General features: G+C 41.8%; 19 protein-coding genes. 15 read left to right on the top strand and 4 right to left on the bottom strand.

The window, feature by feature from the left end; all coding sequences use genetic code 11:
* Positions 1-202 precede the first annotated feature (202 nt).
* From MNY66_RS09495 to dld, 6 genes are all read left to right on the top strand, one after another.
* Complete coding sequence (locus MNY66_RS09495) at positions 203-1,315, top strand: ABC transporter substrate-binding protein (RefSeq protein ID WP_156171062.1); 1,113 nt, start codon at positions 203-205, stop codon at positions 1,313-1,315.
* A gap of 13 nt (positions 1,316-1,328) precedes the next feature.
* Positions 1,329-2,423 carry a FecCD family ABC transporter permease gene (locus tag MNY66_RS09490; protein ID WP_047256962.1) on the top strand — a complete coding sequence of 365 codons (1,095 nt, stop codon included), beginning with the start codon at positions 1,329-1,331 and terminating at the stop codon, positions 2,421-2,423.
* On the top strand, positions 2,420-3,208 hold the full coding sequence (locus tag MNY66_RS09485) for an ABC transporter ATP-binding protein (RefSeq protein ID WP_047256961.1): 789 nt from the start codon (positions 2,420-2,422) through the stop codon (positions 3,206-3,208). Before MNY66_RS09490 ends, MNY66_RS09485 begins: the two co-directional genes overlap by 4 nt.
* 476 nt (positions 3,209-3,684) lie before the next feature.
* Positions 3,685-5,715 (top strand): ligand-gated channel protein, encoded by a 2,031-nt coding sequence (locus MNY66_RS09480; RefSeq protein WP_241500736.1) that lies wholly within the window; start codon positions 3,685-3,687, stop codon positions 5,713-5,715.
* Between the two features lie 622 nt (positions 5,716-6,337).
* Positions 6,338-7,726 (top strand): APC family permease, encoded by a 1,389-nt coding sequence (locus tag MNY66_RS09470; protein WP_047256959.1) that lies wholly within the window; start codon positions 6,338-6,340, stop codon positions 7,724-7,726.
* Between the two features lie 206 nt (positions 7,727-7,932).
* Positions 7,933-9,705, top strand: a complete 1,773-nt coding sequence (dld, locus tag MNY66_RS09465; RefSeq protein ID WP_241500735.1) for a D-lactate dehydrogenase — start codon at positions 7,933-7,935, stop codon at positions 9,703-9,705.
* Between the two features lie 191 nt (positions 9,706-9,896).
* On the opposite strand, the gene sbcB is transcribed toward dld, so the two are convergent.
* Positions 9,897-11,327 carry an exodeoxyribonuclease I gene (gene sbcB, locus MNY66_RS09460; RefSeq protein ID WP_241500734.1) on the bottom strand — a complete coding sequence of 477 codons (1,431 nt, stop codon included), beginning with the start codon at positions 11,325-11,327 and terminating at the stop codon, positions 9,897-9,899.
* Positions 11,328-12,062: 735 nt separating this feature from the next.
* On the opposite strand from sbcB, the gene MNY66_RS09455 reads away from it, so the two are divergent.
* Positions 12,063-13,334, top strand: a complete 1,272-nt coding sequence (locus MNY66_RS09455) for an MFS transporter (protein WP_241500733.1) — start codon at positions 12,063-12,065, stop codon at positions 13,332-13,334.
* Between the two features lie 198 nt (positions 13,335-13,532).
* Positions 13,533-13,862 carry a PTS system regulator TmaR gene (gene tmaR / locus MNY66_RS09450; protein ID WP_047256955.1) on the top strand — a complete coding sequence of 110 codons (330 nt, stop codon included), beginning with the start codon at positions 13,533-13,535 and terminating at the stop codon, positions 13,860-13,862.
* 148 nt (positions 13,863-14,010) lie between these two features.
* Here tmaR and MNY66_RS09445 read toward each other — a convergent pair whose 3' ends face one another.
* Complete coding sequence (locus MNY66_RS09445; protein WP_241500732.1) at positions 14,011-14,634, bottom strand: SDR family oxidoreductase; 624 nt, start codon at positions 14,632-14,634, stop codon at positions 14,011-14,013.
* 278 nt (positions 14,635-14,912) lie between these two features.
* A complete protein-coding gene (gene rne, locus MNY66_RS09440; RefSeq protein WP_241500731.1) occupies positions 14,913-18,491 on the bottom strand; it encodes a ribonuclease E in 3,579 nt (1,192 codons plus the stop codon).
* A 564-nt stretch (positions 18,492-19,055) separates the two neighbouring features.
* On the opposite strand from rne, the gene rluC reads away from it, so the two are divergent.
* Positions 19,056-20,006, top strand: coding sequence for a 23S rRNA pseudouridine(955/2504/2580) synthase RluC (rluC, locus tag MNY66_RS09435; protein ID WP_047256952.1), 951 nt, complete (start codon positions 19,056-19,058; stop codon positions 20,004-20,006).
* Between the two features lie 356 nt (positions 20,007-20,362).
* On the opposite strand, the gene MNY66_RS09430 is transcribed toward rluC, so the two are convergent.
* Positions 20,363-20,947 carry a Maf family protein gene (locus MNY66_RS09430; protein ID WP_241500730.1) on the bottom strand — a complete coding sequence of 195 codons (585 nt, stop codon included), beginning with the start codon at positions 20,945-20,947 and terminating at the stop codon, positions 20,363-20,365.
* A 142-nt stretch (positions 20,948-21,089) separates the two neighbouring features.
* Here MNY66_RS09430 and yceD point away from each other — a divergent pair, with 142 nt between their 5' ends.
* From yceD to fabG, 6 genes are read left to right on the top strand one after another with little or no spacing between them, the layout of a single operon-like run.
* Positions 21,090-21,614, top strand: coding sequence for a 23S rRNA accumulation protein YceD (gene yceD, locus MNY66_RS09425; RefSeq protein ID WP_047256951.1), 525 nt, complete (start codon positions 21,090-21,092; stop codon positions 21,612-21,614).
* 13 nt (positions 21,615-21,627) lie between these two features.
* A complete protein-coding gene (rpmF, locus tag MNY66_RS09420; RefSeq protein WP_047256950.1) occupies positions 21,628-21,798 on the top strand; it encodes a 50S ribosomal protein L32 in 171 nt (56 codons plus the stop codon).
* Positions 21,799-21,826: 28 nt separating this feature from the next.
* The gene (gene plsX / locus MNY66_RS09415; protein ID WP_072057362.1) at positions 21,827-22,882 is read left to right on the top strand and encodes a phosphate acyltransferase PlsX; all 1,056 of its coding nucleotides are present in this window, start codon (positions 21,827-21,829) and stop codon (positions 22,880-22,882) included.
* A gap of 3 nt (positions 22,883-22,885) precedes the next feature.
* A complete protein-coding gene (locus MNY66_RS09410; protein WP_047256949.1) occupies positions 22,886-23,836 on the top strand; it encodes a beta-ketoacyl-ACP synthase III in 951 nt (316 codons plus the stop codon).
* A 55-nt stretch (positions 23,837-23,891) separates the two neighbouring features.
* The gene (gene fabD / locus MNY66_RS09405; protein WP_241500729.1) at positions 23,892-24,824 is read left to right on the top strand and encodes an ACP S-malonyltransferase; all 933 of its coding nucleotides are present in this window, start codon (positions 23,892-23,894) and stop codon (positions 24,822-24,824) included.
* Between the two features lie 8 nt (positions 24,825-24,832).
* The gene (fabG, locus tag MNY66_RS09400; RefSeq protein ID WP_047256947.1) at positions 24,833-25,567 is read left to right on the top strand and encodes a 3-oxoacyl-ACP reductase FabG; all 735 of its coding nucleotides are present in this window, start codon (positions 24,833-24,835) and stop codon (positions 25,565-25,567) included.
* Positions 25,568-25,694 lie beyond the last annotated feature (127 nt).

The raw sequence follows: 25,694 nt of genomic DNA, 5'->3' as shown, positions 1-25,694 counted from the left end.
TATAGTCTGTATGCGGTTGATTATTTATTCGGCTAAATCGAGGTAAAAGAGGATAAAAAACAACAATAAGCCTCACATTTATGCACTCTCTACTGATTTATGACGCCAATCGTATTGATAAGTATTATTATTTGCTTTATTGTTAGGGCACTTTGTTTTCAGGCAAAAGAGAGCGTATTCCGTGAGACGACATTTAACCCCTATCACTAAGACTATCAGTGTTGCATTATTGGCTGGCGCTGGTTTATTTGCCAGCGTTACTGCGTGGGCAACCACCGTTGTTGATGCGGCAGGCCGCACCGTGGAAGTTCCTGATAATGTAAACCGCATCTTGTTAGGTGAGGGGCGTTTATTTAGTGCCGTCGCGCTATTAGAAGGTGATAAACCATTATCTCGCATAGTAGGATGGCAAGGTGATTTACGTAAGCTTGATCCCCAAACTTATGCTGTTTATCGCGATAAATTCCCAGAGATTGACAATATTCCATTGATTGGTGGCACCAGTGCAGACAGTGTTAGCTCAGAGAAAGTGCTGACTCTAAACCCAGATGTCGCGATTTTTGGTTTATCAGGCCATGGTCCGGGTAAAAATAGTGAACTAGTCGGGCAGTTAGAAAAAGCCGGCATCCCGGTAGTATTTGTCGATTTCCGTAATGAACCACTTAAAAATACCTTACCTAGCATGAATATTCTGGGTAAAGCGCTTAACCGTGAACAAAAAGCGCAACAGTTTGCTGAGTTTTATCAACAGCAACAAGATAGAGTAACCAATATCACCGCGAAAATAGCAGAAGATAAAAAACCGACTGTATTTATTGATTTACGTGCGGGATCATTTGAAGATTGCTGTTCTACCGCTGGCAATGGCAATCTTGGTAATTTCATTGATTTAGCGGGCGGAAAAAATATCGCTAAACATGTATTACCGGGACCGTTAGGCTCAATTAATTTAGAAAAAGTGATCGCTGAAGATCCTTCAATTTACATTGTGACTGGTGCAAAGGCTCCGGGCAGCAAAGAGGCTGGCGTACAGCTTGGGGCGCAAAGTACGGCTGATGCCGCGAAAACCAGTCTGAAAAAAATCACTGAGCGTAAAGGAATTAGCTCATTATCAGCGGTAAAAGACGGGCGTGACTATGCCATTTGGCATAATTATTATAACTCCCCTTATAACGTGATAGCGACCCAAGTTTTTGCTAAGTGGTTCTATCCTGAGCAATTTTCGACCCTCGATCCACAAAAAACACTCGAAGAGCTACACAGTAAATTCTTGGCGGTCGAACCGACAGGCATCTATTGGGTAAGCGAAAAGTAATTAGGTAATTATCATGAGTATCACCACTGAACCTTTAGCCCCGATAAAATCGACGGTTGAAGAGCATGAACAAGGTATTAAAAGTCATTATCGTCAACTGCTACGCCGTCGATTGGTATGGATGCTGTTGATTATTGCTTTTATCGTACTGTCGCTGATGATTGATTTCACCCTAGGACCTTCAGGACTGTCGCTGGAAAAGTTGTGGCAAACGCTGACCTCGCCGGCTTCAGTTGACGCAGGAACCCGGGTTATCGTGTGGGATATTCGCTTGCCTTATGCCTTAATGGCGGTAGTTATTGGCATGGCGCTAGGATTAGCAGGTGCAGAAATGCAAACTATCCTGAATAATCCGCTAGCCAGCCCTTTTACACTGGGGGTTTCTAATGCAGCGGCTTTTGGTGCGGCGTTGGCGATTGTCTCCGGGATTGGCATTCCGGGTGTGCCTGATCAATGGTTTATTTCGGCGAATGCTTTTATTTTTGCCTTAATTGCGGCATTAATGCTGGATGGCGTGACTCGCTGGACGGGCGTTGCGACCTCCGGTGTGGTGTTGTTTGGTATCGCATTAGTATTTACCTTTAACGCCTTAGTCTCAATGATGCAATTTATTGCTACAGAAGATACTTTACAAGGGCTAGTTTTTTGGACCATGGGCAGCTTAACAAAAGCGACGTGGATCAAACTCGGCGTGATGGCGCTGGCATTATTGATTATTTTCCCAATATCGATGCTCAATTCGTGGAAATTAACCGCATTACGTTTAGGGGAAGATAGGGCGATTAGTTTCGGTATTGATGTGCGTCGTTTACGCTTAGGTACGTTATTACGTATTAGTATTTTATCGGCATTAGCGGTGGCATTTGTCGGCCCGATCGCATTTATTGGCTTAGTTGCCCCTCATATTGCGCGTTTAATGTTTGGTGAAGATCATCGTTTTTATTTACCGGCAAGTGCGTTGATTGGCGCGGTGATTTTGTCATTGGCTTCAATAGCTTCGAAAAATATCATTCCTGGGGTGATTATTCCTGTAGGGATAGTGACTTCGTTGGTGGGCGTTCCGTTTTTCTTGAGTATCATTTTACGTCACAGAGGTAATGTTTCATGATTGGTGGTTTGCAGATTAATCATTTCAATGCAGGCTATCCTAAGCATCAGGTGATTAATAATTTAACTACACAGCCATTGCCGCGCGGTAAAATCACTGTTTTGCTGGGCCCTAATGGCAGTGGGAAATCAACATTATTGCGTTCTTTGGCTGGATTAAATAAAGCTACCGGCGAACTACTGTTAGATGGACAGGATTTAACTCAGCAAAATTTTGCTCAGCGGGCTCAGAATGTGGTGTACTTGCCACAAACATTGCCTGCGGGGGTTCATTTATATGTTTTAGAATCGGTGATTGTGGCTCAACGTGCTTCTGGCGGCTTGAGTAATCAAGATAGCAAAGATCAAGTCATGAATTTATTACGTCAATTGGGTATTGAACATTTAGCTTTATGTTATTTAGATCAATTATCGGGTGGGCAAAAACAATTAGTGGGTTTAGCTCAATCATTAATTCGCCAGCCTAATCTATTATTATTAGATGAGCCATTGAGTGCATTAGATCTAAATTATCAATATCATGTTATGGATTTAGTCGCTAAAGAAACGCGTCGCCGTAATATTATTACCGTGGTAGTAGTTCATGATATTAATATTGCGCTGCGTCATGCTGAACATATTTTGATGTTAAAGAATGGCGAGTTAATTGCGCAGGGTGAACCTGAAGAAGTTATTACACCGGAAAGCCTAGCCCAAGTTTATGGGGTGAGAGGCCGCATAGAGCGTTGTTCTCAAGGGGTTCCGCAAGTTTTAATTGATGGATTAGTCAGTCATTTAGTCAGTTAGTTTTGTGTCACTATTATTGGCTAATTTGCTTAATTTGTTGATTTAAAAAGATATGCATATTATTAAATAATGACTGTGGCATGTTATGCTCAGTCATTATGGCTGCCTGATAGTGTAGTGTTCAGGTTAGCCCTAACGTGCATCATCATAGTAAAAATAAGGATTATAAAAATAATCCATAATAATATTTGTATTAATGCATATTTATTTCTTATTTATTAAATAACAACTCTGGAATATTAAATCTATTTTTATAATTAAACGTGATAAAGGTATTTATTTAACGGATAGATAAAATCCACACTAATTATACTGAATATAATAATAACATGTAATAAGGATATTAATTCCTTATTAGCCGAGCTAATGTCATCGGAAAATATATTTAATTAGAATCTATACCCATTATTTAGGGCGTAGGGCAATTGCCTGCAAGCTAATTAATCTCGGGTATATTATCTCTCGGAGAATTGGGAATGGCTGTTTTTACGAAAAGAAAAATTGCATTAGGCATTATTACTGCTTTAACTGCCGCGTCAGCTTATGCAGCTGAAAATGAAGATACAATTTATGTCACCACTGCCTCGGGTTTCCAACAGAAAATTGAAGATGCTCCGGCCTCGATTTCTGTAGTTACTCGCGCACAGTTAGAAAATAAGGCCTATCGCGATGTTACAGATGCCTTGAAAGATCTTCCCGGCGTACAGGTGACGGGCGGTGGCAGTAGCACGGATATTAGTATTCGTGGTATGGATGCCAAATACACCATGATTATGGTGGATGGTAAACGTGTGGACACTCGTAGCACCCGACCAAACAGTGATGGTTCAGGAATCGAACAAGGCTGGTTGCCACCATTGCCGTCGATAGAACGCATTGAAGTCGTACGTGGCCCAATGTCATCGCTATATGGCTCTGATGCGATGGGGGGAGTGATCAATATTATTACCCGCAAAGTAGGTAAAGAATGGCACGGTAGTTTACGTGCAGATACCACTATTCAATCTCACCGCGATTCAGGAAATCAAGGCCAGGGGAGTTTTTATGCCTCTGGGCCATTAATCGATGGGTTACTCGGCTTAAAAGTCAATGGATTGCTGTCTAAACGTGGCGAAGACAAATTTGTTGGTGGTTATCGCGAACAAAAAATTGGTGCTATCGGTAGTACCTTAACCTTTACGCCAGATGAGCAAAATACTTTTGATTTTGATTTTAAACATGATGAACAAGAACGAAATGGTTTGGCTGGCCGCTCGATAGAGTTGATGTGTACCTCAGGAAAAGACGCCAATAAAGTAACCAAACCTTGCGATGATTCAAAAACTACTTACCGGAAAAATAATTATGCTATCACGCATAATGGGTTATATGAGTGGGGATCAACGGAGACTTTTGTCCAGCGCGATGAAACTAAAAATCCAAGCCGTAAGATGGAATATAACGATACCTTAGCTAAAAATCAGACGGTATTTAACCTTGGTGATCATACTGTTAGCCTTGGTGGACAATACCGCTATGAAGATTTACGCGATAAAGGCAATCAATTAGCCTCAGCCAAAGATGTGGATAAATTATCTCGTTGGAGTTGGGCAGTCTTTGCTGAAGATGAATGGATGATGACCAATGATTTCGCGTTAACTGGCGGTATTCGTATGGACAAAGATGAAAATTTTGGTTCTCATTGGACACCACGTTTGTACGGTGTTTGGCATGCGACGGATGAGTGGGTTATCAAAGGTGGGGTTTCTACCGGCTATCGTTCCCCGGAATTACGTCAAATCGCTCCTAATTGGGGACAATCTACCGGTGGTGGTGGTGCTCCTGCGGTGATCATTGGTAATTCTGATTTAAAACCTGAAAAAAGTATTACTGAAGAGATTGGTTTTATCTGGAATAACCAAGATGATTTAAATATTGGTGTTACCTTCTTTAACACTGAATTTAAAGATAAAATTATGGAAATTCGTCAATGTACTGACTCTACTAAAAATGATGATGAAAAGACAGGGACGATAGCCAGTGGTGAGTGCATGTATGATGGCAGCGCGTACAAATTTATCAGTACTCGCGAAAACGTTGATAAAGCCAACTTACGCGGAGCTGAGCTGACATTAAATTGGGATATTAATACTGACCTAGCATTGGCAGCTAACTATACTTATTCTGACTCTGAACAAAAAAGCGGTAAATTTAAAGGTAAACCGCTGAGTCGTACGCCAAAACATATGGCCAATGCCTCATTAACTTGGCAGACCACTGAAGACTTACAAAGTTGGACCCGAGTTAATTTCAATGGTAGAAGTAGTGAATATTTGTCCAGAACATCGATGTCTAAACAGCGCCCATCGTATACTTTTGTTGATATGGGGCTGAGCTATCAATTATCCAAAGAAGTTAATCTGGTCGGCGGCGTGTATAATATTTTTGATAAGCGTTTAACTAAAGATTCAAATGATATTATTCTGGATGGTCGTCGTTATAACTTTGGGGTTAACTATAACTTTTAATCTTAGAAAGAGTTCGATAACTTAATACATTACAAAAAGCTTACATGATAGTGATATGTAAGCTTTTTTATTGTAATTAATGGGCAACATTTGTAGCTCATTAATTGTGATTAAGGGTGAATAAAAATCCGTTTAAAAACAATTGGATATATATAATTATAAGCTATCGATAGCTAATCTGTATTTTGCATGAAAAATTATCATCAAAAATCTAGGATTTTCGACGATTTATGCTTGCTATTTATGATGAGGGTGGGCAAAATGCGCCATCTAAAATTAACTGATGCAAATTACTCCTGCATCGGTTTTTTTTTGCTTTACATTAATTCATTTTATGGGGCCGGACACCAGGCCGGATTGATAAACGATACACACGCGTAGCTTATAAAAAACAAAGTTACCGAGTTGAGGGATGCTTACATGGCGTACATTTTCGCATTAGCACCTGTGCCAATTGGCCACAGCTGCATTGATGACTACGGAGCTACTGGCTCTGTTAATCACCTATTCCACTTTTTAACTTCTTTCTTTTCTGCTTATAGGCAGATGCAAAGTCTTCCCAGTAACTGTCGGTTGAGTCGAATTATTAGGACAAAATCGAAAGTTATGGGAGGACGCGTTAATGTCAAATAATACCACTACTCATGCTGTCGCCATTGGTAAAAACCAGACTGGCGCAAATAATCGTGTCCAACTCGCCAAAACCTTGACGCTATTACAAGTTGTCATGATGGGGCTTGCCTATTTGCAGCCTATGACGATTTTTGACACCTTTGGCCTGGTTTCTTTGAAAACTGATGGTCATGTTCCTTCTTCATATGTGATTGCATTAATTGCTATCCTATTTACAGCAATAAGTTACGGTAAGTTGGTGAAACGTTTTCCATCAGCCGGTTCCGCATACACTTATGCTCAAAAATCCATGAGCCCACATATCGGCTTTATGGTGGGTTGGTCGTCGTTATTGGATTATTTATTCATGCCGATGATCAATATCTTACTGGCTAAAATTTATCTCGAAGCTATTTTCCCGAATGTTGCGCCGTGGATTTTTGTGGTCGGTTTAGTTATTTTGATGACCCTTGCCAATCTGCGTGGCATTAACGTGGTGGCTAACTTGAATACGATTATTGTTATCGTTCAGGTTGCAGTAATGGTTGTTTTCCTTGGGTTTTTAATCCATGGATTGTCAAAAGGCGAGGGCGCAGGGGAGATGTGGTCCTTCCGACCATTTACCTCTGAGAATGCTCATTTAGTGCCGATGATCACCGGGGCGACTATTCTGTGCTTCTCATTCTTAGGTTTTGACGGCATCAGTTCATTGTCTGAAGAAACTCCGAATGCCGGTAATGTGATCCCGAAAGCTATCTTCCTGACAGCGCTTATTGGTGGGATTATCTTTATCGCGGTGTCTTACTTCTTACAATTGTATTTCCCTGATGTTTCTCATTTTATTAATCCAAATGAGTCACAACCTGAAATTATGCTGTATGTGGCAGGCGCGCTGTTCCAGTCAATCATTCTAGTCTTCTCTTGCGTTACTGTACTGGCTTCGGGTATGGCGTCACACGCAGGGGTATCTCGACTAATGTATGTTATGGGCCGCGATGGTGTGTTCCCTCAAAAAACATTTGGTTATGTACACCCAAGATGGCGTACACCGGCATTTAACGTTATTTTAGTTGGTGTATTGGCGTTGAGTGCTATCTGGTTCGATATGGAAATTGCGACCGCGCTAATTAATTTTGGGGCATTGATTGCTTTTACCTTCGTTAACTTGTCGGTTATTTCTCAGTTCTATTTCCGTGAGCGTCGCAGTGCAACGCTGATGGATAAAGTGAACTATTTGATTTTACCTATCATCGGGGCATTAACTGTCTGCGTGCTGTGGGTTAATCTGGAAGAGAATTCGATGATGCTGGGGTTAGCGTGGGCAGCGATAGGTTTCACCTATATGGCGATTATTACTCGCCGCTTCCGTCAGCCATTGCCGCAGATGAACGAGCGTTAATTCAGTCTTAACCTGCATTGTTTTATTTAAAAACAGCGCCTTTGAGCGCTGTTTTTTTTATCCAAATACCCATCCTCGCTATTTTCTGCTAAGTTAATTAACGTGTTATTAATCAGTTGTAACTCGTATTATAATTTTGTGATTAGCCATCAATCTGCAGGCAGAGACAGATCCCAAGACAATCAACAGGATGGGAATAAATAATAATGAATGATGTTAAAAGTTCAGCAAATCAACGATTACTGCTTACATTAAAAAATATTGTCGGTAACAAACATTTACTGACAGAGCCACATAAAACAGAACGCTATCGTAAAGGATTCCGTTCCGGTTTCGGGGATGCACTGGCTGTCGTTTTTCCCAGTACATTACTTGAGCAATGGCTGGTGTTTAAAGCCTGCGTTGAAGCGGATAAAATCGTGTTGATGCAGGCTGCCAATACGGGATTAACCGAAGGCTCAACACCCAGAGGTAATGACTATGATCGCGATATTGTGATTATTAGTACGTTACGATTAGATAAAATACAAATTTTGGGCGAGCATAACCAAGTGGTTGCTTTACCGGGCAGCACTTTATACCATCTCGAAAAAATTCTGAAACCGTTAGGTCGCGAGCCTCATTCACTGATTGGATCTTCTTGCATAGGTGCATCGGTTATCGGCGGTATTTGTAATAGCTCGGGCGGCTCGCTAGTACGCCGAGGTCCCGCGTATACTGAACTAGCACTGTATGGACGCGTTAACGATGAAGGTCAAGTTGAATTAGTGAATCATCTGGGTATTGAGCTGGGTGAAACCCCAGAACAAATTTTAACTAATCTTGAAAATCGTCATTATCGCAGTGAAGATGTTCAAGCCAGTTCAAAACTGGCTTCTGATCATGAATATGCCCAGCGTGTCAGAGATGTTGATGCAGACAGTCCATCACGATTTAACTCCGATGAACGCCGTTTATTTGAAGCTTCAGGCTGTGCGGGTAAATTAGCCGTTTTTGCGGTGCGTTTAGATACCTTCCCCGCAGATACCTCAACTCAAGTTTTTTATATTGGTTCTAATAATCCTGATGAATTAGAAGACGTTCGTCGCCATATTTTAGCTAATTTTGAAAGCTTACCTGTGGCGGGTGAATATATGCATCGCAATTGCTTTGATATTGCCGAAGTCTACGGCAAAGATACCTTTTTGATGATTGATAAGCTTGGTACCGATAAAATGCCAGCATTTTTCACTCTAAAAGGCCGTGTCGATGCGGTGCTAAATAAACTGCCCTTGCTACCCGCTAATTTCTTGGATAGAACGCTGCAATTTTTCAGTAAATTATGGCCATCACATTTGCCACCCCGTATGAAAGAGTTTCGTGATAAATATGAACATCATTTGATGTTAAAAATGGCGGGCTCCGGGATAGACGAAGCGAAGTCATGGTTAAAAACTTACTTTGCTCAGGCCGAGGGGGGGTATTTTGAATGTACCCCAGAAGAAGGAGCGAAAGCCTTTTTACATCGCTTTGCAGCAGCAGGCGCAGCGGTACGTTATCACGCGGTTCATAGTAACGAGGTGGAAGATGTTTTACCGCTCGATATCGCGCTGCGCCGTAATGATCGTGATTGGTTTGAAAAACTACCGCCAGAAATTGAAAAATTATTAGTTAATAAATTGTATTGTGGCCATTTTATGTGCCATGTCATGCACCAAGATTATATTGTGAAAAAAGGCGTTGATCTTAAAGAACTGAAACAAAAGATGCTCGAGTTACTAGATTCACGTGGTGCTCAATATCCTGCTGAGCACAATGTGGGGCATTTGTATCAAGCACAGCCACAAGTTAAAGCTTTTTATCGACAGGCCGACCCGACTAATACGATGAATCCGGGGATTGGTAAAACCACTAAACGTAAAAATTGGGAAGGAGATTGTGGGTGTACTACGCTACATCAAACCGATCAAACCCATCAATCTCAGGAACATCAAGAGTAATTATTGATGATTGGCGAATGTGAGATGCGGTTACTCAGTCGCTAATTTAAGCTTTAGCTAATGAGGTTTATATTTATATCACATTGATTGATTTATTTTAGCTCTAATAAAAACCAAAGGCCGACTTCAATCTCAACATATGAAGTCGGCCTTTGGCTTGTTACTGTGGGAATAGCTAGGTGTGAGCCAAGCTAGCTGGCAATCTCAACAGCATAGTCAACTAAGGCTTTTAGCTGTAAACAGCGTTGAGCGTCATGCTGATATTCAGCTAATAAACGATTAATTTTTTCAATATACGCTTTGAGATTTGTTTCGGTTAAGATTTCTCGTCGATGGTTTACCCAGCGATGTTGTTCTTCCAGTGATAAAATACCGGGGTAATTCCGCGCCTTATAGCGAAAAAATAGCGGTTCCATACGCGGATCTTCAAAGGTTAAATCCAAAGCCGGTAGATTTTGTGGCAGCGTTTTACGGATAATATCCATCGCCGAGCGATCTGAAGGATTAAAAAAGCCTGAATAAAGCATCGCATCAACGTTAGTTGATTCTGCGAACGGTTCTGCTTGAGCAAACAGTTCTATTACCTTATTTCTGATCTCCGGGTACCGCTTTAAAATTTCCAGATTTTGAGCACAGCGGTCGCGATCAATCCCTGTTCTTTCTGCATCTTGAGCTCGCAAGGTTTTTTCAGGGGCTAAAATAGGACATTTATTGATATGCACTAATTTAATAGGAACAGGCAATTCATCTGCGGCTAAATTGGCTCTCGGAGTATATAAACGGGTGCGCAGTGCTTCTGAATCTAGCGTTAATAATGGGCTAAGATCTGCCATTAAATCGCACATAATCACTGCATTACGATTATCTGGATGCCATGCCAAAGGTGCGACTAAACTAATATTTGAACGCTGAGCACCAAACATACCTGAGACATGAACTAATGGAGTCATATCAACGATATCAATTAGCTGGCTAACTTTATTTTTGTTTCTTAACTCAAAGAAATAATTAAACATTCGTGGTTGGGCAGCTTTCAATTTCTTCGCCATCGCAATGGTAGCATCCACATCGGCCATCGCATCATGGGCATTCTCATGGAAAATTCCATTGGCGGCGGTTAAATGCTCTAAGCGAAAGCTGGGCAGTCCCAAATCATTTTCAGGCCACTCAACCCCCTCTGGACGCAAGGCGAAGCAAGCACGGAGAACATCCATCAAATCCCAACGCGAATTACCTTGCTGCCAAGCATAAGCATAAGGGTCGTAAAAATTACGATATAAAATATTCCTGGTAACTTCATCATCGAAGCGAATATTATTATAGCCAATAATACAGGTCGATGGCTGACTAAAGGCCTGATGAATACGGCGAGTAAACTCTGCTTCATTGACGCCTTTTTCACGGGCGAGTTGTGGCGTAATTCCGGTGATCATCACAGCTTCGGGTTGGGGCAGGTAATCATCGGTGGGCGCACAATAAAAAACGTGTGGCTCTTCAATAATATTAAAATCATAATCGGTTCTCACCCCAGCAAATTGTGCGGGGCGATCTAATGCAGGATGTTGCCCGAAAGTTTCATAATCGTGGAAGAAAAAGCTCGGTTGTTGTTTATCATTTTTCAAAGTTATTTTCGTCCATCTTGTGTTTGTTCATCTTCGCTTGGTGGTGAAATACGGCAAATATTCAGCGGCGAGACGGCATCAGCCATCTTTGTTCTCTATGGTAAACCATATATGCTGAAATATGAAATTGCCGTACCTGACAAATAAGAATAATTTTGCTGGAATTTTGTTTAGTCGCGGGGAGAAATAGCCACTCAATAATTGAGATTATCCCTATTTTAGAATAAAAATAGATTTATTCTTGATATTGATCGAGATAGATTTATCGAATACAGCAGGGGATAAAGATAGTTGGACGATAAATTAAAAATAAACTATTTTTGTAACTTGGTATTAATTGGCGATAACTAAATAGAGGTTAATTTGCTAAACTTTGGCGAAATTCGATCATCGTATATTTATGTTTAGAGTTTAATATCTTTACCCTTTACTCATTATATGGGTAGGCAGTATTAGCAGACCATATTATTCGGGTATATTCACTGTCAACGGCTGTATGGGCGACAATAAGACTACCAATCTTTGAATTATAAGTCGCTTTTTTGTTAGCACTAAACAGCGGATCTTATCGGGTATTTATTTAGTTAATATCATTAGTGATCGACATCACAAAACGATATTGTTAACGTTAACAATTGTGTTTAACATCACAAAATATGATTAGCTAATTAGATTATTAAATATGTTAACCTTAACATTGCTGCCATACTGTCAGATAAGAAAGTGGACCCCTCTATGAATAGTGAATCTAAAAAATATTATGCTTCATTAAGTGCATTATTATTTTTCTTCTTCTTTACTTGGTCATCAGCTTTTTCAGTAGTGGCGATCTGGTTAAGAAAATTTGTTGGTTTGGAAGGTACAGATATTGGGATTATCTTTTCGTGTATCTCTATTGTGGCTTTATGTGCTCAACCACTGTATGGCTTTATCCAAGATAAGTTAGGTCTGAAGAAAAACTTACTGATTTATATTGCAGTACTGTTAATAGGTTCTGGTCCATTCTTTATGATACTGGCTCCACTATTACAGTGGAATATCTTAGTCGGTAGTATGATTGGTGGGCTGTATGTAGGGATGACATTTAATGCGGGTATTGGGGTTTTAGAATCCTATACCGAGCGCGTTAGCCGTATGCGAGACTTTGAATACGGTAAAGCCAGAATGTGGGGATCGCTAGGTTGGGCTGCAGCAACGTTCTTCGCGGGTAGAAATATTAATATTAATCCAGACTATAACTTTATCATGGCTTCCGTTTCTGGCGTGATATTTATGATTATTTTATTGCGTTTAAAAGCAGTAAAAACCAATGCATTAAATAACTTAGAATTTGGTAATCCAGCGGCAATTACGGTAAAAGATGCGTTGCAACTGTTAGTTTTACCTCGATTTTGGGCCTTGATTTTATTTGTACTAGGTACCTGTATTTATGGTGTCTATGATCAGCAATTTATGGTGTATTTTGCCCAGCAGTTTGCTGATGAGAGTATGGGTAATGAAATGTACGGTTATTTGAATTCATTGCAGGTATTCTTAGAGGCGGGTGGGATGTTTTTAGCACCTTATATTGTCAACCGTATTGGAGCTAAAAATGGACTGTTATTTGCTAGCTCGGTGATGGCATTACGCATAATTGGTTCAGGTTTAGTAGACGGTCCGATTATGATCTCTGTAATGAAACTTTTGCATGCGGTTGAATTGCCTATCTTGTTGATTGCAATCTTTAAATATAACAGTAAACATTTTGATAAACGCTTATCATCTACTTTATATTTGGTTGGCTTTAGCTGCATTACATCAATTGTTGCGAGTGTCCTCTCCCCATTAGCGGGGTATGGTTATGATAAAATCGGTTTTGCTGATACCTATCTTATTATGGGTAGCTTCGTAATTATCACCACAGTTTTATCTTACTTCTGTTTACGTAATGACTCTCCTGATGATCATAAACCAATGGAAGCTAATAATAGTCGTCTTAATATGACAAAAGAGAAAGCAGCGAACTAATATGAGGGGCTTGTTGATCTGATGGTCTGTAGTAGTATTATTTTTCAGTCAACTGTTTATCGAGTTATATAAAAAAAGTTGTATAAATAAGCAGTAAAATCAATAAAATTGATAAACTGACTTGTAACTTAATAGCATTAGATTGTATTGTGTTAAGAATGAATTGTGTTTAAATATTTTTAACAGAGGGTCTTAAACATGGACAACGCCAATAAACAAACTTTCCAAAATGTGCTGGAATTTGTGCGTATGTTTCGTCGTAAAAATAAAATTCGTCGTGAAATCACTGATAATGAGAAAAAAATTCGCGATAACCAGAAACGTGTTTTATTACTTGATAACCTGAGCGAGTATATTAAGCCGGGCATGAGCATCGAAGATATCCAAGCAATTATCTCTAATATGCGCAGTGACTATGATGATCGTGTCGATGATTACATCATTAAAAATGCAGAACTTTCTAAAGAGCGTCGCGAAATCTCTAAACAGTTAAAAGAGATGGGTGAGATCAGCAAAAAAGAAAAATAATTTGATAATGATAGCTTAATTAGCCGTCATACTAATTATATTTTATTAACGCCGACAGATATATTCTGTTGGCGTTTTTTATGGCTATTATATTGATCTAAATAATAAAATTGAGCGTCTTAATATACCATGCAGTGGCCTATAAAAATCACCAATTTGGTCGCAATTGGCTATCTATTACTGCATAAACTTGGCTGTAACTTTGGCGATCTTCGGCGAGTTTCTGCAGTTGTTTCGCTACGTCATAGCGGCTGACAATACCGTGAGCTTCACCCATCAATAGCTCGCAATGACCGCTACCTGCAGTATTGACTAAGCCGCCGGGGCGCAGAATGGTAAATGCCAATTCACTGGATTGTAGATAACTTTCAGCCATCGATTTATAGCGTACGGCACGGCCAAATAAGCTTTTAGCGCGCGGAGATAAACTGGGCCATGTATCACCACAGCCAATAGATGTGACCAGCAATAGCCTAGGGATTGCGTGCTGTTCAGCCCGTTTAATCACATTAAAGTTACCCGTGAAATCGGCATCTCCTCCGCCGAGAGTGCTGAAAATGATGCTGTTGGGGCTAGCATTTGAAAATAGGGTATGGAGTGAGTCATCGACCACCGCATCGCCTAGATAGATATCAACCCCTAATTCACCGAGTTCATTTGCGGTTGATTCGCTGCGCACCAGCGCACTGATATGATGTCCAGCAGCTAGCCCGAGATCAACTAAATGACGGCCGACACCTTTACTCGCGCCAAAAATAATCCACTGCGCCATAATACCCTCTAAATAATAATGATTATTATTCTATAGTATAGCTAAAGTATAACTAATTTATCAAAATCTATATCCATCTATAGATATTTATTAATAAATCAGAGGCTAATAAAGTGATCAGCAAGTAAAGAGGGGGGATAGATAAATACTAAAGATAGACACATCGAAAGCCAGACGATCTTAGTGTGATAATTATTAGTGGTAAGAAAAAGAAAAACCCCCAGTGTGTTAATCACATAGGGGGTTTGGAATGGGCTAACCCATTGACTTAATGATGATTATTCAGTAGGTGCTGGTTTGGACATCTCAGCAGTAGCAACATTGGTCGCGATATGACCACCTGCGCCACCTTTTCCTTCGAAATTAATTGCTTCGCGTTGATAGATTTTAATCTCTATCGGTGCCTTAATTTCGTTAGGCGCCGGTGTTTTGGTCATTGGAGCATAGGCATGACGACCCGGCTCAACCACAATAACCGTGCTCACCACGTCTACCGCAGCAACATCTTCTGTTTTCACTGTTTCAATTATTTCTGGCTCGGTTATTTCTGGCATGGCTGTGTCAGGAATCGCTGTGTCAGGAATAGTTATCTCAGGAATAGCTACAGGTACACTTGCTGGTGAGGCGGCAGCTGAATGCGACGAACCGCCAGTTCGTGTCGGTGCATTATTAGTCATCGCTGCATCAGTGCTAGCTGCGTTCTGCTGTGGTTGTTGGCTGATTGATTCAGGTTCAGCCTGTTCAATAGCAGGAGCATCGACGACTGGCTTGACAGCTTCAACGGGCTCATTGACAGCAGCTGGCGAATAGGCCGGGCTATGGCTATGAGTTTCAGTGGAACGCGTGGTTTCTATCGATTGTGCTTTAGTTGTCACTGCAACTTCAGCAGGGGCGATATCAGTATTTTTACTGTCGTTATCCGCTGTATTTTCAACTACATCCTTAACTACATCTTTAACTACATCCTCAACGGTATTTTCAGCAACCGGGGCATTTTTCGCGGTAGATGCGTTAATGGCCGCTGCTGATTGCGCAGCAACTTTTGCTTGTTGAAGTGCATTAGCTTGCTGAAGTGCATTGGCTTCTTGTTCTAGCATCTCTTCATTAGTAATGATTGCTGGTGAATCATTTTGTGAAGTCATCAGTGAATAGTTAATCCACACTTTCCCAGATGCTAACTCAGGCGATGCGACGGCGGCAGTTAATGGCACAGGTGACTGCGTCAGATTACGCTCATTACGGTAGCGACGACGACGTTGACCACTGACACGTAAATGACGAGGTGAACGGCGAGAACGACGCGGAATGATGGTATCTTGCTTGTCACCATCGGCATTGTTTTCAATGTGACTTCCCGTATTATTGCCGTTTTCATCGACATTATTCGCAGTAGCTACCGGCGCTTTAGCTTCGCGTACTGATGTAGGTAACGCAGAGACAATGGCGGCAGCGGCAGGGGAGCTAACCACAGGTTGTGCAGCGGTATTTGTTGCTGTTTTATTAACAGGCGCTGGTGTTTCCTGCGTTTTAGTGTCGGCTATAGTCGGCAAAATAACGTCATTATTATCAGTTGCTGCCTCAGTAACACGAACTTTTTGTGTTAATGGGCGACGTTGACGGCGCTGCATCGCTGGGCGTTGCTGCTCTTCTTTTGCTTCAACAACTTTTGCCTCAACAACGTCAGCAGATTTTGCAGTTGCAGCTGCAGTTGCGTCAGTTGCTTCTTGCTGAGCTTTGTTCGCTTGCTGTTGACGTTTTTCTTCTTGACGGCGACGACGCTCGGCACGTTGCTCGCGACGTAATTGCTGTTGAGCTTCACGAGCTTCATCATCAACTAGCGTTTCTGGCGTGGCATTGGCCGCTACTGGTGCGTTATTTTTAGCATTACGTGGTTTACGAGATGCATTGTCATCGGTCGATTGTGCTGCCGCTGGGCGATTTTGACGATTGTCACTGTTTTCATCACGATCACGACGTGGACGACGATTATTGTTGCGACGGTCGTTATTATTACGACGGCGATTATCGTTATTACTGCTGCCTGTATTGTTAATCGGGCGAGCAGGTTCAGCGATAGGTGCAGCAACTTCAACCGGTTTATCTTCGCTAGCAAACAGTTTTTTGAAGAAACTCGCAATACGGGTAAACAAGCTGGGTTGTGGCGTAGTAGGCGCAACCTCAACAGGGCGTGTTTCTTTCGCTGGGGCTTCTTGCGCTTTAATTACTGGAACAACTTCATTATTTTCATGTTCTTGCAGGGCAAAGGCTGAAATAGCCGGTTGTTCTGGTAATTTACGCTCAGGGGTTGTTTCTTCGCTTGCATTTAACGCTTCAGCTTCATGATATTGCGCTAAATTGTAGCTCAGAGTATTAATTTCTTCGCCTTTACGAATACGTACCACGTTAAAATGCGGGGTTTGCATTTGGTCGTTAGGCACAATAATCACGCGGACTAAGCGTTGGCGTTGTTCGATTTCACTAATGGCATTACGTTTTTCATTCAGTAAATAAGAGGCGATTTGCACCGGCACGATAGCATGCACTTCATGGGTGTTTTCTTTCAGCGCTTCTTCTTCAATTAAACGTAGAATAGACAGTGATAGCGATTCGTTATCTCGGATAGTACCGGTACCAGTACAACGCGGACAAACGTGATGGCTAGATTCACCCAGTGATGGGCTTAAGCGCTGACGCGACATTTCCAGCAGACCAAAGCGCGAGATACGGGCGATTTGGATACGAGCTCTGTCTTGACGTACGGCTTCGCGCAGACGGTTTTCTACTTCACGTTGATGACGAACTGGGGTCATATCGATAAAATCGATAACAATTAAGCCACCTAAGTCACGTAAACGTAATTGACGCGCGATTTCGTCAGCCGCTTCCAAGTTAGTATTAAACGCAGTTTCTTCGATATCCCCACCACGGGTTGAGCGTGAGGAGTTGATATCAATCGCGGTTAGGGCTTCGGTAGTGTCGATAACCAGTGCGCCACCAGAAGGTAGACGAACTTCACGTTGGAAGGCAGATTCGATTTGTGATTCAATTTGGTAATGACTAAATAATGGAATATCACCACTGTAGTATTTGATTTTACTTGCAAAATCACCACGACCAATCGATTCAATATGGCTGCGTGCCATATCAACAACTTTTGGATTATCTATCAGGATTTCACCAATATCTGGACGTAGATAATCACGGAATGCACGGACAATAACGTTACTTTCTTGGTGGATTAAGAACGGTGAAGGACGATTCTCAGCCGCTTTTTTAATCGCTTCCCAATGCCGTAAACGGTATTGTAAATCTTGTTGCAGTGACTCGGCAGATTTGCCCACACCGGCAGTACGGACGATTAAGCCCATGCCTTCAGGGATTTCCAGCGAGGAGAGCGCTTCTTTAAGTTCTGTACGATCTTCACCTTCGATACGGCGAGATATACCGCCAGCACGTGGGTTATTTGGCATCAGGACTAAGTAACTTCCCGCTAAGCTAATAAAGGTGGTTAACGCGGCGCCTTTATTGCCTCGTTCTTCTTTATCAACTTGTACTATCACTTCTTGGCCTTCTCTCAACACATCTTTAATGTTAGGACGACCGTGGGCATGATAGTTACTAGGGAAGTATTCGCGGGCAATTTCTTTAATAGGTAGGAAACCATGTCTTTCAGCGCCATAATCAACAAAAGCAGCTTCAAGACTCGGTTCAATACGGGTGATTTTACCTTTGTAGATGTTGGCTTTTTTTTGCTCATGACCTGGGCTTTCGATGTCCAAATCATAAAGACGCTGCCCGTCAACAAGGGCAACTCGCAACTCTTCTTGTTGAGTCGCGTTGATTAACATTCTTTTCATTATAACTTACTCATTATTCGTACTTACTTTCAATAAAGAGCAACGAAAAAATGGTGCTACTGTAAACCGATGGCCCCGTGACTTTTACAGGATCGTCAGCCTCGCGGATGTCGACTGTATAGAGGCGCGTTATTTTTCGGTGAACCTGATTTTTCGATTAAAAATTCAGCGTTCTTAATCGAGGCACCGTAGCCATTAAAACAATACGGTTAGTCCCCGACCCAATAAGCAATTATTCGCTGCTCGCTAATTATTTGATTTTGCTTAACGTCTTACGCCATTGCAGCGTTATTACTCAATCAAATAGCTAAATATCTTACTTTCTTACTTTATTTGCCAATTATTGTTTTAAAGAAACATTCTGACAGTTATGCATTATTCCATTGCTGCTAGCAATATAGCAAGGAGCCATTGCAGCTTTATTGAAATTTTATTTATAAAAAGTATAAATCAGCTATTATTTGTGCAGTTTTAAAATATTTAGAAAAACTTTTTCAAATATCGGTAAGATATTAGATTCGCTTTTGCGGATCTTTCAACCATCAAGAGTTAGCACATTTCCTAATGAAAACACAAAACCAAGTTCAGTTTATTGATATCAGTGAGGACGAAGCAGGGCAGCGCATTGATAATTTCCTGTTGGCCCGCTTAAAAGGCGTACCAAAAAGTATGATTTACCGCATTATTCGCAAAGGTGAAGTGCGGGTAAATAAAGGCCGTATAAAGCCAGAGTATAAATTGTGCTCAGGCGATAGTGTGCGTATACCTCCGGTTCGTGTGGCAGAAAAAGAACAATCAAATGTTTCTGCCAGTTTAACCAAAGTTGCTGCTTTGGCTGATTGCATCCTGTATGAAGATGATGTCATTTTGGTGCTGAATAAACCTTCGGGTACCGCAGTGCATGGGGGGAGCGGGCTAAGTTTTGGCGTGATTGAAGGTTTACGTGCATTACGCCCAGAAGCGCGTTTCTTAGAATTAGTCCACCGTTTAGACCGCGATACCTCCGGTGTATTGTTGGTGGCAAAAAAGCGCTCCGCTTTGCGTGCGCTACATGAGCAATTGCGTTTAAAACAGATGCAAAAAGATTATATGGCGCTGGTTCGGGGTCAGTGGCAGTCCCATGTGAAGACGATTCAAGCTCCGTTATTGAAAAATATTTTGCAAAGCGGTGAGCGCATTGTCAAAGTGAACAGCGAAGGAAAGCCATCAGAAACGCGGTTTAAAATTGAAGAACGTTTTGAACATGCTACGTTGGTTAAAGCCAGCCCAGTGACCGGGCGTACTCATCAAATTCGAGTACATGCATTACATGCCGGTCACCCGATTGCCTGCGATGATCGTTATGGTGATACGCAATTTGATAGTCAATTGGCCGATACTGGACTTAATCGTTTATTTCTGCATGCTAGTGCGTTGAAGTTTACCCATCCTCAGAGTGGCGAAGAAATGCGGGTTCAAGCACCGCTCGATGCGAAATTAATGAAATGTTTGAAAGTATTAAGAAACAAAAAATAATAATTAGTTATGCGATAGATGATCAACAAGCCGATAGACGTAAACCAGCCATCGGTCAATTAAACTGACCAAAAGGTGAGGGAAATCGTCTATCAGCTATATTAGTCTATCAACTATATTAATAGGTCATGGCTATAGGCCATTAAAAGCACGCTATTTATTCTTTTGGTGTATTGGTAAGATGTTCAATCAATGTAGCCAACCAATACAGCACAGATAAATAGCGATTGCTTATCGATAATTTATTTTTTAGCCGTTCTCTATCAACTCTGAAAATTTAATGCTTGGTGAGCAATCTGACTAAGCAATTCTGATGATTAATTAATAAATCGTTGTATTTCGGATATTGCGCCTCGTTAGCGTTCTAATGGATTAATTCCATGTTTGCGCAGCATCTCTAATAAAAGAATGAGCGGTAATCCAATTAGCGTATTGGGGTCGCGTCCTTCGAGCCTATCAAATAATGCAATTCCCAAACCTTCGGATTTAAAACTGCCAGCACATTGATACGGTGTTTCTTTGTTGAGATAGTTCGCAATTTCATGATCAGTCAATTGACGAAAATGTACCTTGAACGGTTCACAATGAACATCATAATGCCCGTTGCTGCTGTCTAGTAGGCATAAGCCGGTATAAAAAGTGACGCATTTCCCAGAAGCCGAGTGTAATTGTTTGACTGCATTATCGAAATTATGTGGCTTGCCGCAGATTTTGCCATCGATCACACAGACTTGATCACTACCAATAATTAAATGTTGTGGATATTGTTCTCGTAATGCACCGGCTTTATCGTGAGCCAAACGGGTGACCAACGCCTCTGCGGATTCATTGAGTACCGGCGACTCATCGATATTCGGTGCAGCGGTTAAAAAAGGTAGGCCGAGCTTCTTTAATAGCCCTTGTCGAAATTCAGAAGTAGACGCTAAAACAATTGATTTCATAATTTTTCTCAAAATTCGTAGCCAAATGGTATAACTCATTCTAAACTATCCGCCGCTCAATGAGCGATTTTTTGGTGGAAAGGTGAGTTAGCTCGCCTTTTTCTTTGACTCTAGCTCATTACAAAGTTAATATGCGCGCCTTATGCAAAAGGTAAAATTACCCCTAACTATCGACGCAAAGCGTGCTGCTCAGAAAAAACTCGACTATGTCGGGAGCTATACCCCTGAGCAAGTTGCCCGTGTCGCAGAGTCGGTAGTCAGTGTGGACAGTGATGTAGATAGCGAATTATCATTTGATATTGATAATCAGCGTTTGACAGTAGTAAGGGGAAGTTCGGTAACGGACGTCACTTTAGAGTGTCAGCGTTGTGGTCAACATTTTCATCGCCATGTCCACGTAACATATTGTTTTAGCCCTGTCGTCAATGATGAGAAGGCCGAGGCATTACCGGAAGAATATGAGCCAATTGAGATTGATGATTTTGGCGAAATTAGTTTGCTGTCGATGATAGAAGATGAAATAATTCTGTCACTGCCGGCATATCCGGTACATGATTCTGAACACTGTGAAGTGTCCGAAGCGGACATGGTATATGGTAAACTGCCTTCCGAGGTGGAAAAACCAAATCCATTTGCCGCATTAGCCAGTTTAAAGAAAAGTACTTAAAGGAGTAAGGTCAATGGCCGTACAACAAAATAAACCAACTCGTTCAAAACGCGGTATGCGTCGTTCACATGATGCACTGACTGCAACCCTTTTATCTGTAGATAAAACTTCAGGTGAAACCCATCTGCGTCACCATGTGACTGCTGATGGCTACTACCGTGGCCGCAAGGTTATCAACAAGTAGTTTCTGCTTTCATTAGCAAGTTGATACCTTGACTAATCTAACCATTGCGTTAGATGCCATGGGCGGGGATGTAGGTCCCCGCGTCATAGTGCCTGCTGCATTGCAGGCTCTAGCATCTAATCCAACACTTAAGTTACTGCTAGTCGGTAAACCAGACGCAATACAACCACTGCTTGCACCCTTTGCCCATGACAGCAAAGCCGCGGAGCTGGTTTCGCGTATTCAAATTATTCCAGCTGATAACATCATTGCCAACGAGGCAAAACCTTCTCAGGCCATCCGCCAGAGCAAAGGAACATCAATGCGTATTGCGCTTGATTTGGTGAAGTCGGGGGAAGCTCAAGCGTGTGTTAGCGCCGGTAATACAGGTGCATTGATGGGATTAGCGAAGTTGATGCTTAAATCTATCGATGGAATTGATCGTCCTGCGTTGATGACCGTTTTACCTAATATCGAAAAAGGCAAAACGGTGGTGTTAGATTTGGGCGCAAATGTGAACTGTGATAGCCAAATGTTGGTGCAGTTTGCGGTGATGGGCGCGGTAATGGCCGAAGAATTGGCCGGAATTCAGCATCCTAAAGTTGCCTTGTTGAATATTGGCGAAGAAGACAGTAAAGGTTTAGATAATATCCGCGAAGCCGCCGCAGTGTTAAAACAAACGGCATCCATCAACTATATTGGTTATGTTGAAGGCAATGATTTATTGACCGGCAAAACTGATGTCTTGGTGTGTGACGGCTTCGCAGGTAATGTCACGCTGAAAACAATGGAAGGGATCGTCCGGATTATTCTTTCATTGTTGAAATCAGCAAGTACAAAGAACAAAAAACCGTCATGGTGGGTTCAACTGGCTAAAAAATGGATTAAAAAACGCATAATAAAGCGTTTTGGGGAGCTGAACCCCGACCAGTATAATGGCGCAACTCTGTTAGGATTAAAGGGTATTGTCATTAAGAGTCACGGTGCGGCTAATGAGCAAGCATTTATCGCTGCGATTGAACATGCCGTACACGCTGTCGAAAGGCAAGTACCGGACAGAATAGCTGCTCGTCTGAAGATCGTATTACCCAAGAGTGAACAATAATCCATGCATACTAAAATATTAGGCACAGGCAGTTATTTGCCACAGCAAGTTCGGACAAATTCTGATCTGGAAAAGATGGTTGATACCTCTGATGAGTGGATTGTAACTCGCACAGGCATTCATGAAAGACGCATTGCCGGTGAAAATGAAACTGTTTCCACCATGGGATTTACAGCAGCGCAACGTGCGATAGAGATGGCCGGCATTAATAAAGCCGATATTGACCTGATTATCGTGGCGACTACTTCTGCGACGCATGCATTTCCAAGTGCAGCTTGTCAAATTCAGCAATTGCTGGAAATTAATGATTGCGCTGCATTTGATGTTGCTGCCGCTTGTGCTGGATTTACTTATGCGCTAAGTATTGCCGATCAATTCGTGAAAACCGGAATGTCCAAAACAGCATTAGTGATTGGTGCTGATGCGTTATCAAAAACTGTTGATCCTACAGATCGCGGTACGGTTGTTTTGTTTGGTGATGCTGCCGGTGCGATGGTTGTTACCGCGTCTGAAACCCCAGGCATAATCTCAACACATTTGCATGCTGATGGCCGCTATGGCGAGCTATTAGCTTTACCACAGCCAACGCGTGGTTCCAATGAGCCGGCTTATTTAAGTATGACCGGTAATGAAGTCTTTAAAGTCGCGGTCAGAGAATTGGCTCATATTGTTGATGAAACATTGATCAAAAACGGGCTGGATAAATCACAGCTAGATTGGCTGGTTCCACATCAAGCCAATTTGCGTATTATTTCGGCAACGGCTAAAAAATTAGATATGACCATGGACAAAGTCGTGGTGACATTAGATCGCCACGGTAATACGTCTGCGGCATCCGTGCCGACGGCTTTTGATGAAGCTGTGCGTGATGGGCGTATCCAAAAAGGTCATTTAGTGCTGCTTGAAGCTTTCGGCGGCGGTTTTACTTGGGGCTCAGCCTTAGTCCGTTTTTAATAACTGAAAGCGCGGCGTATTGAGAATTCATTTTTAATTTATTGAGAAAATCGATATGACTCAATTTGCAATGGTATTTCCCGGCCAAGGGTCGCAATCTTTAGGCATGTTAGCTGCATTAGCTGCTGAGTTTCCAATTGTTGAACAAACATTTGCCGAGGCATCACAGGTATTAGGTTACGATTTGTGGGCTTTAGTCCAAAATGGTCCTGAAGAAGAATTAAATAAGACTTGGCAAACTCAACCCGCACTATTAGCGGCATCGGTAGCTATTTTTCGTGTTTGGCAACAAAAACAAGCACCAATGCCACAGATTATGGCTGGGCATAGTCTGGGTGAATATTCAGCACTGGTCTGCTCTCAAGTAATTGACTTTAAAGAAGCGATTAAATTAGTTGAATTACGTGGTAAACTAATGCAAGAAGCCGTTCCTGCGGGAACAGGCGCAATGTACGCGATTATCGGCTTAGATAATGCAGCTATAGAGCAGGCATGCCGTGAAGCCGCACAGGGCAGTATTGTTGCTCCTGTTAACTTTAACTCTCCGGGTCAAGTAGTTATTGCTGGTGAGAAAGCTGCGGTAGAACGTGCCGGTGCCGCCTGTAAAGCAGCAGGTGCTAAACGTGCATTACCATTATCTGTTAGTGTTCCTTCGCATTGTGCGTTGATGAAACCAGCAGCTGATAAATTAGCGCTAGCATTAAAAGACGTTAACTTTAAGCAACCTGTTGTGCCTGTGATCAATAATGTTGATGTTAAACAGGAACAGAACGCTGATAATATACGTGATGCACTTGTGCGTCAGTTGTATAATCCTGTTCGCTGGACCGAAACAGTTGAATATATTGCTGGACAAGGTGTAGAACAACTATTAGAAATAGGGCCGGGTAAAGTCCTTACAGGGTTAACCAAGCGTATAGTAACTAATTTAAGTGCAGCGGCGGTTAATGATCCCGCATCATTAAATGCTGCTCTAGATAACCTTTGAGGGCGACCATGAGCTTTGATGGAAAAATTGCACTTGTAACAGGCGCTAGCCGTGGAATTGGCCGTGCAATCGCTGAGAATTTAGCTCAGCGCGGAGCAATTGTCATTGGTACAGCAACAAGTGACAGCGGTGCAGAAGCAATAAGCACTTATCTGGGTGATAAAGGTAAAGGTTTTGCGTTAAATGTTACCGATCAAACATCAATTGACCAAACATTAGCCGATATTCGTAAAGAATTTGGCGAAATCGATATTTTGGTTAATAATGCGGGTATTACTCGTGATAACCTACTGATGCGTATGAAAGATGATGAATGGCAAGATATTATTGACACCAATCTTTCATCCGTTTACCGTCTGTCTAAAGCAGTAATACGTTCTATGATGAAAAAACGTTGTGGACGTATTATTTCTATCGCATCTGTTGTTGGTGTGATGGGTAATGCGGGACAGGCAAATTATTCGGCAGCGAAAGCTGGGCTAATTGGTTTTAGTAAATCATTGGCCCGTGAAATAGCTTCCCGAGGCATTACCGTGAATGTTGTTGCACCAGGTTTTATCGAAACTGATATGACTCGGGCATTGACAGACGAGCAGAGGGCAGGCATTTTATCTCAAGTTCCTGCTGACAGGCTAGGTGATGCAAAAGAAATAGCCAGTGCTGTAGCATTCTTAGCTTCAGATGAAGCAGCTTACATTACGGGTGAAACATTGCATGTCAATGGCGGCATGTACATGATTTAAGAAAATGGAGGAGTCCTTTTGCATTATTTGTGTTATATAGCGCAAAATATTGCAAAAAAGTGATTCCAACAGCCGGGATTGGGTTGTATCTTTTCCTGTATTTCATAAACTACGAAAACCATCGCGA

The sequence above is a fragment of the Moellerella wisconsensis genome (assembly GCF_022592395.1).
Taxonomy (GTDB): domain Bacteria; phylum Pseudomonadota; class Gammaproteobacteria; order Enterobacterales; family Enterobacteriaceae; genus Moellerella; species Moellerella wisconsensis.
The sequence above is the reverse complement of the archived record's forward strand: the minus strand, read 5'-3'. Positions and strand labels throughout refer to the sequence as shown.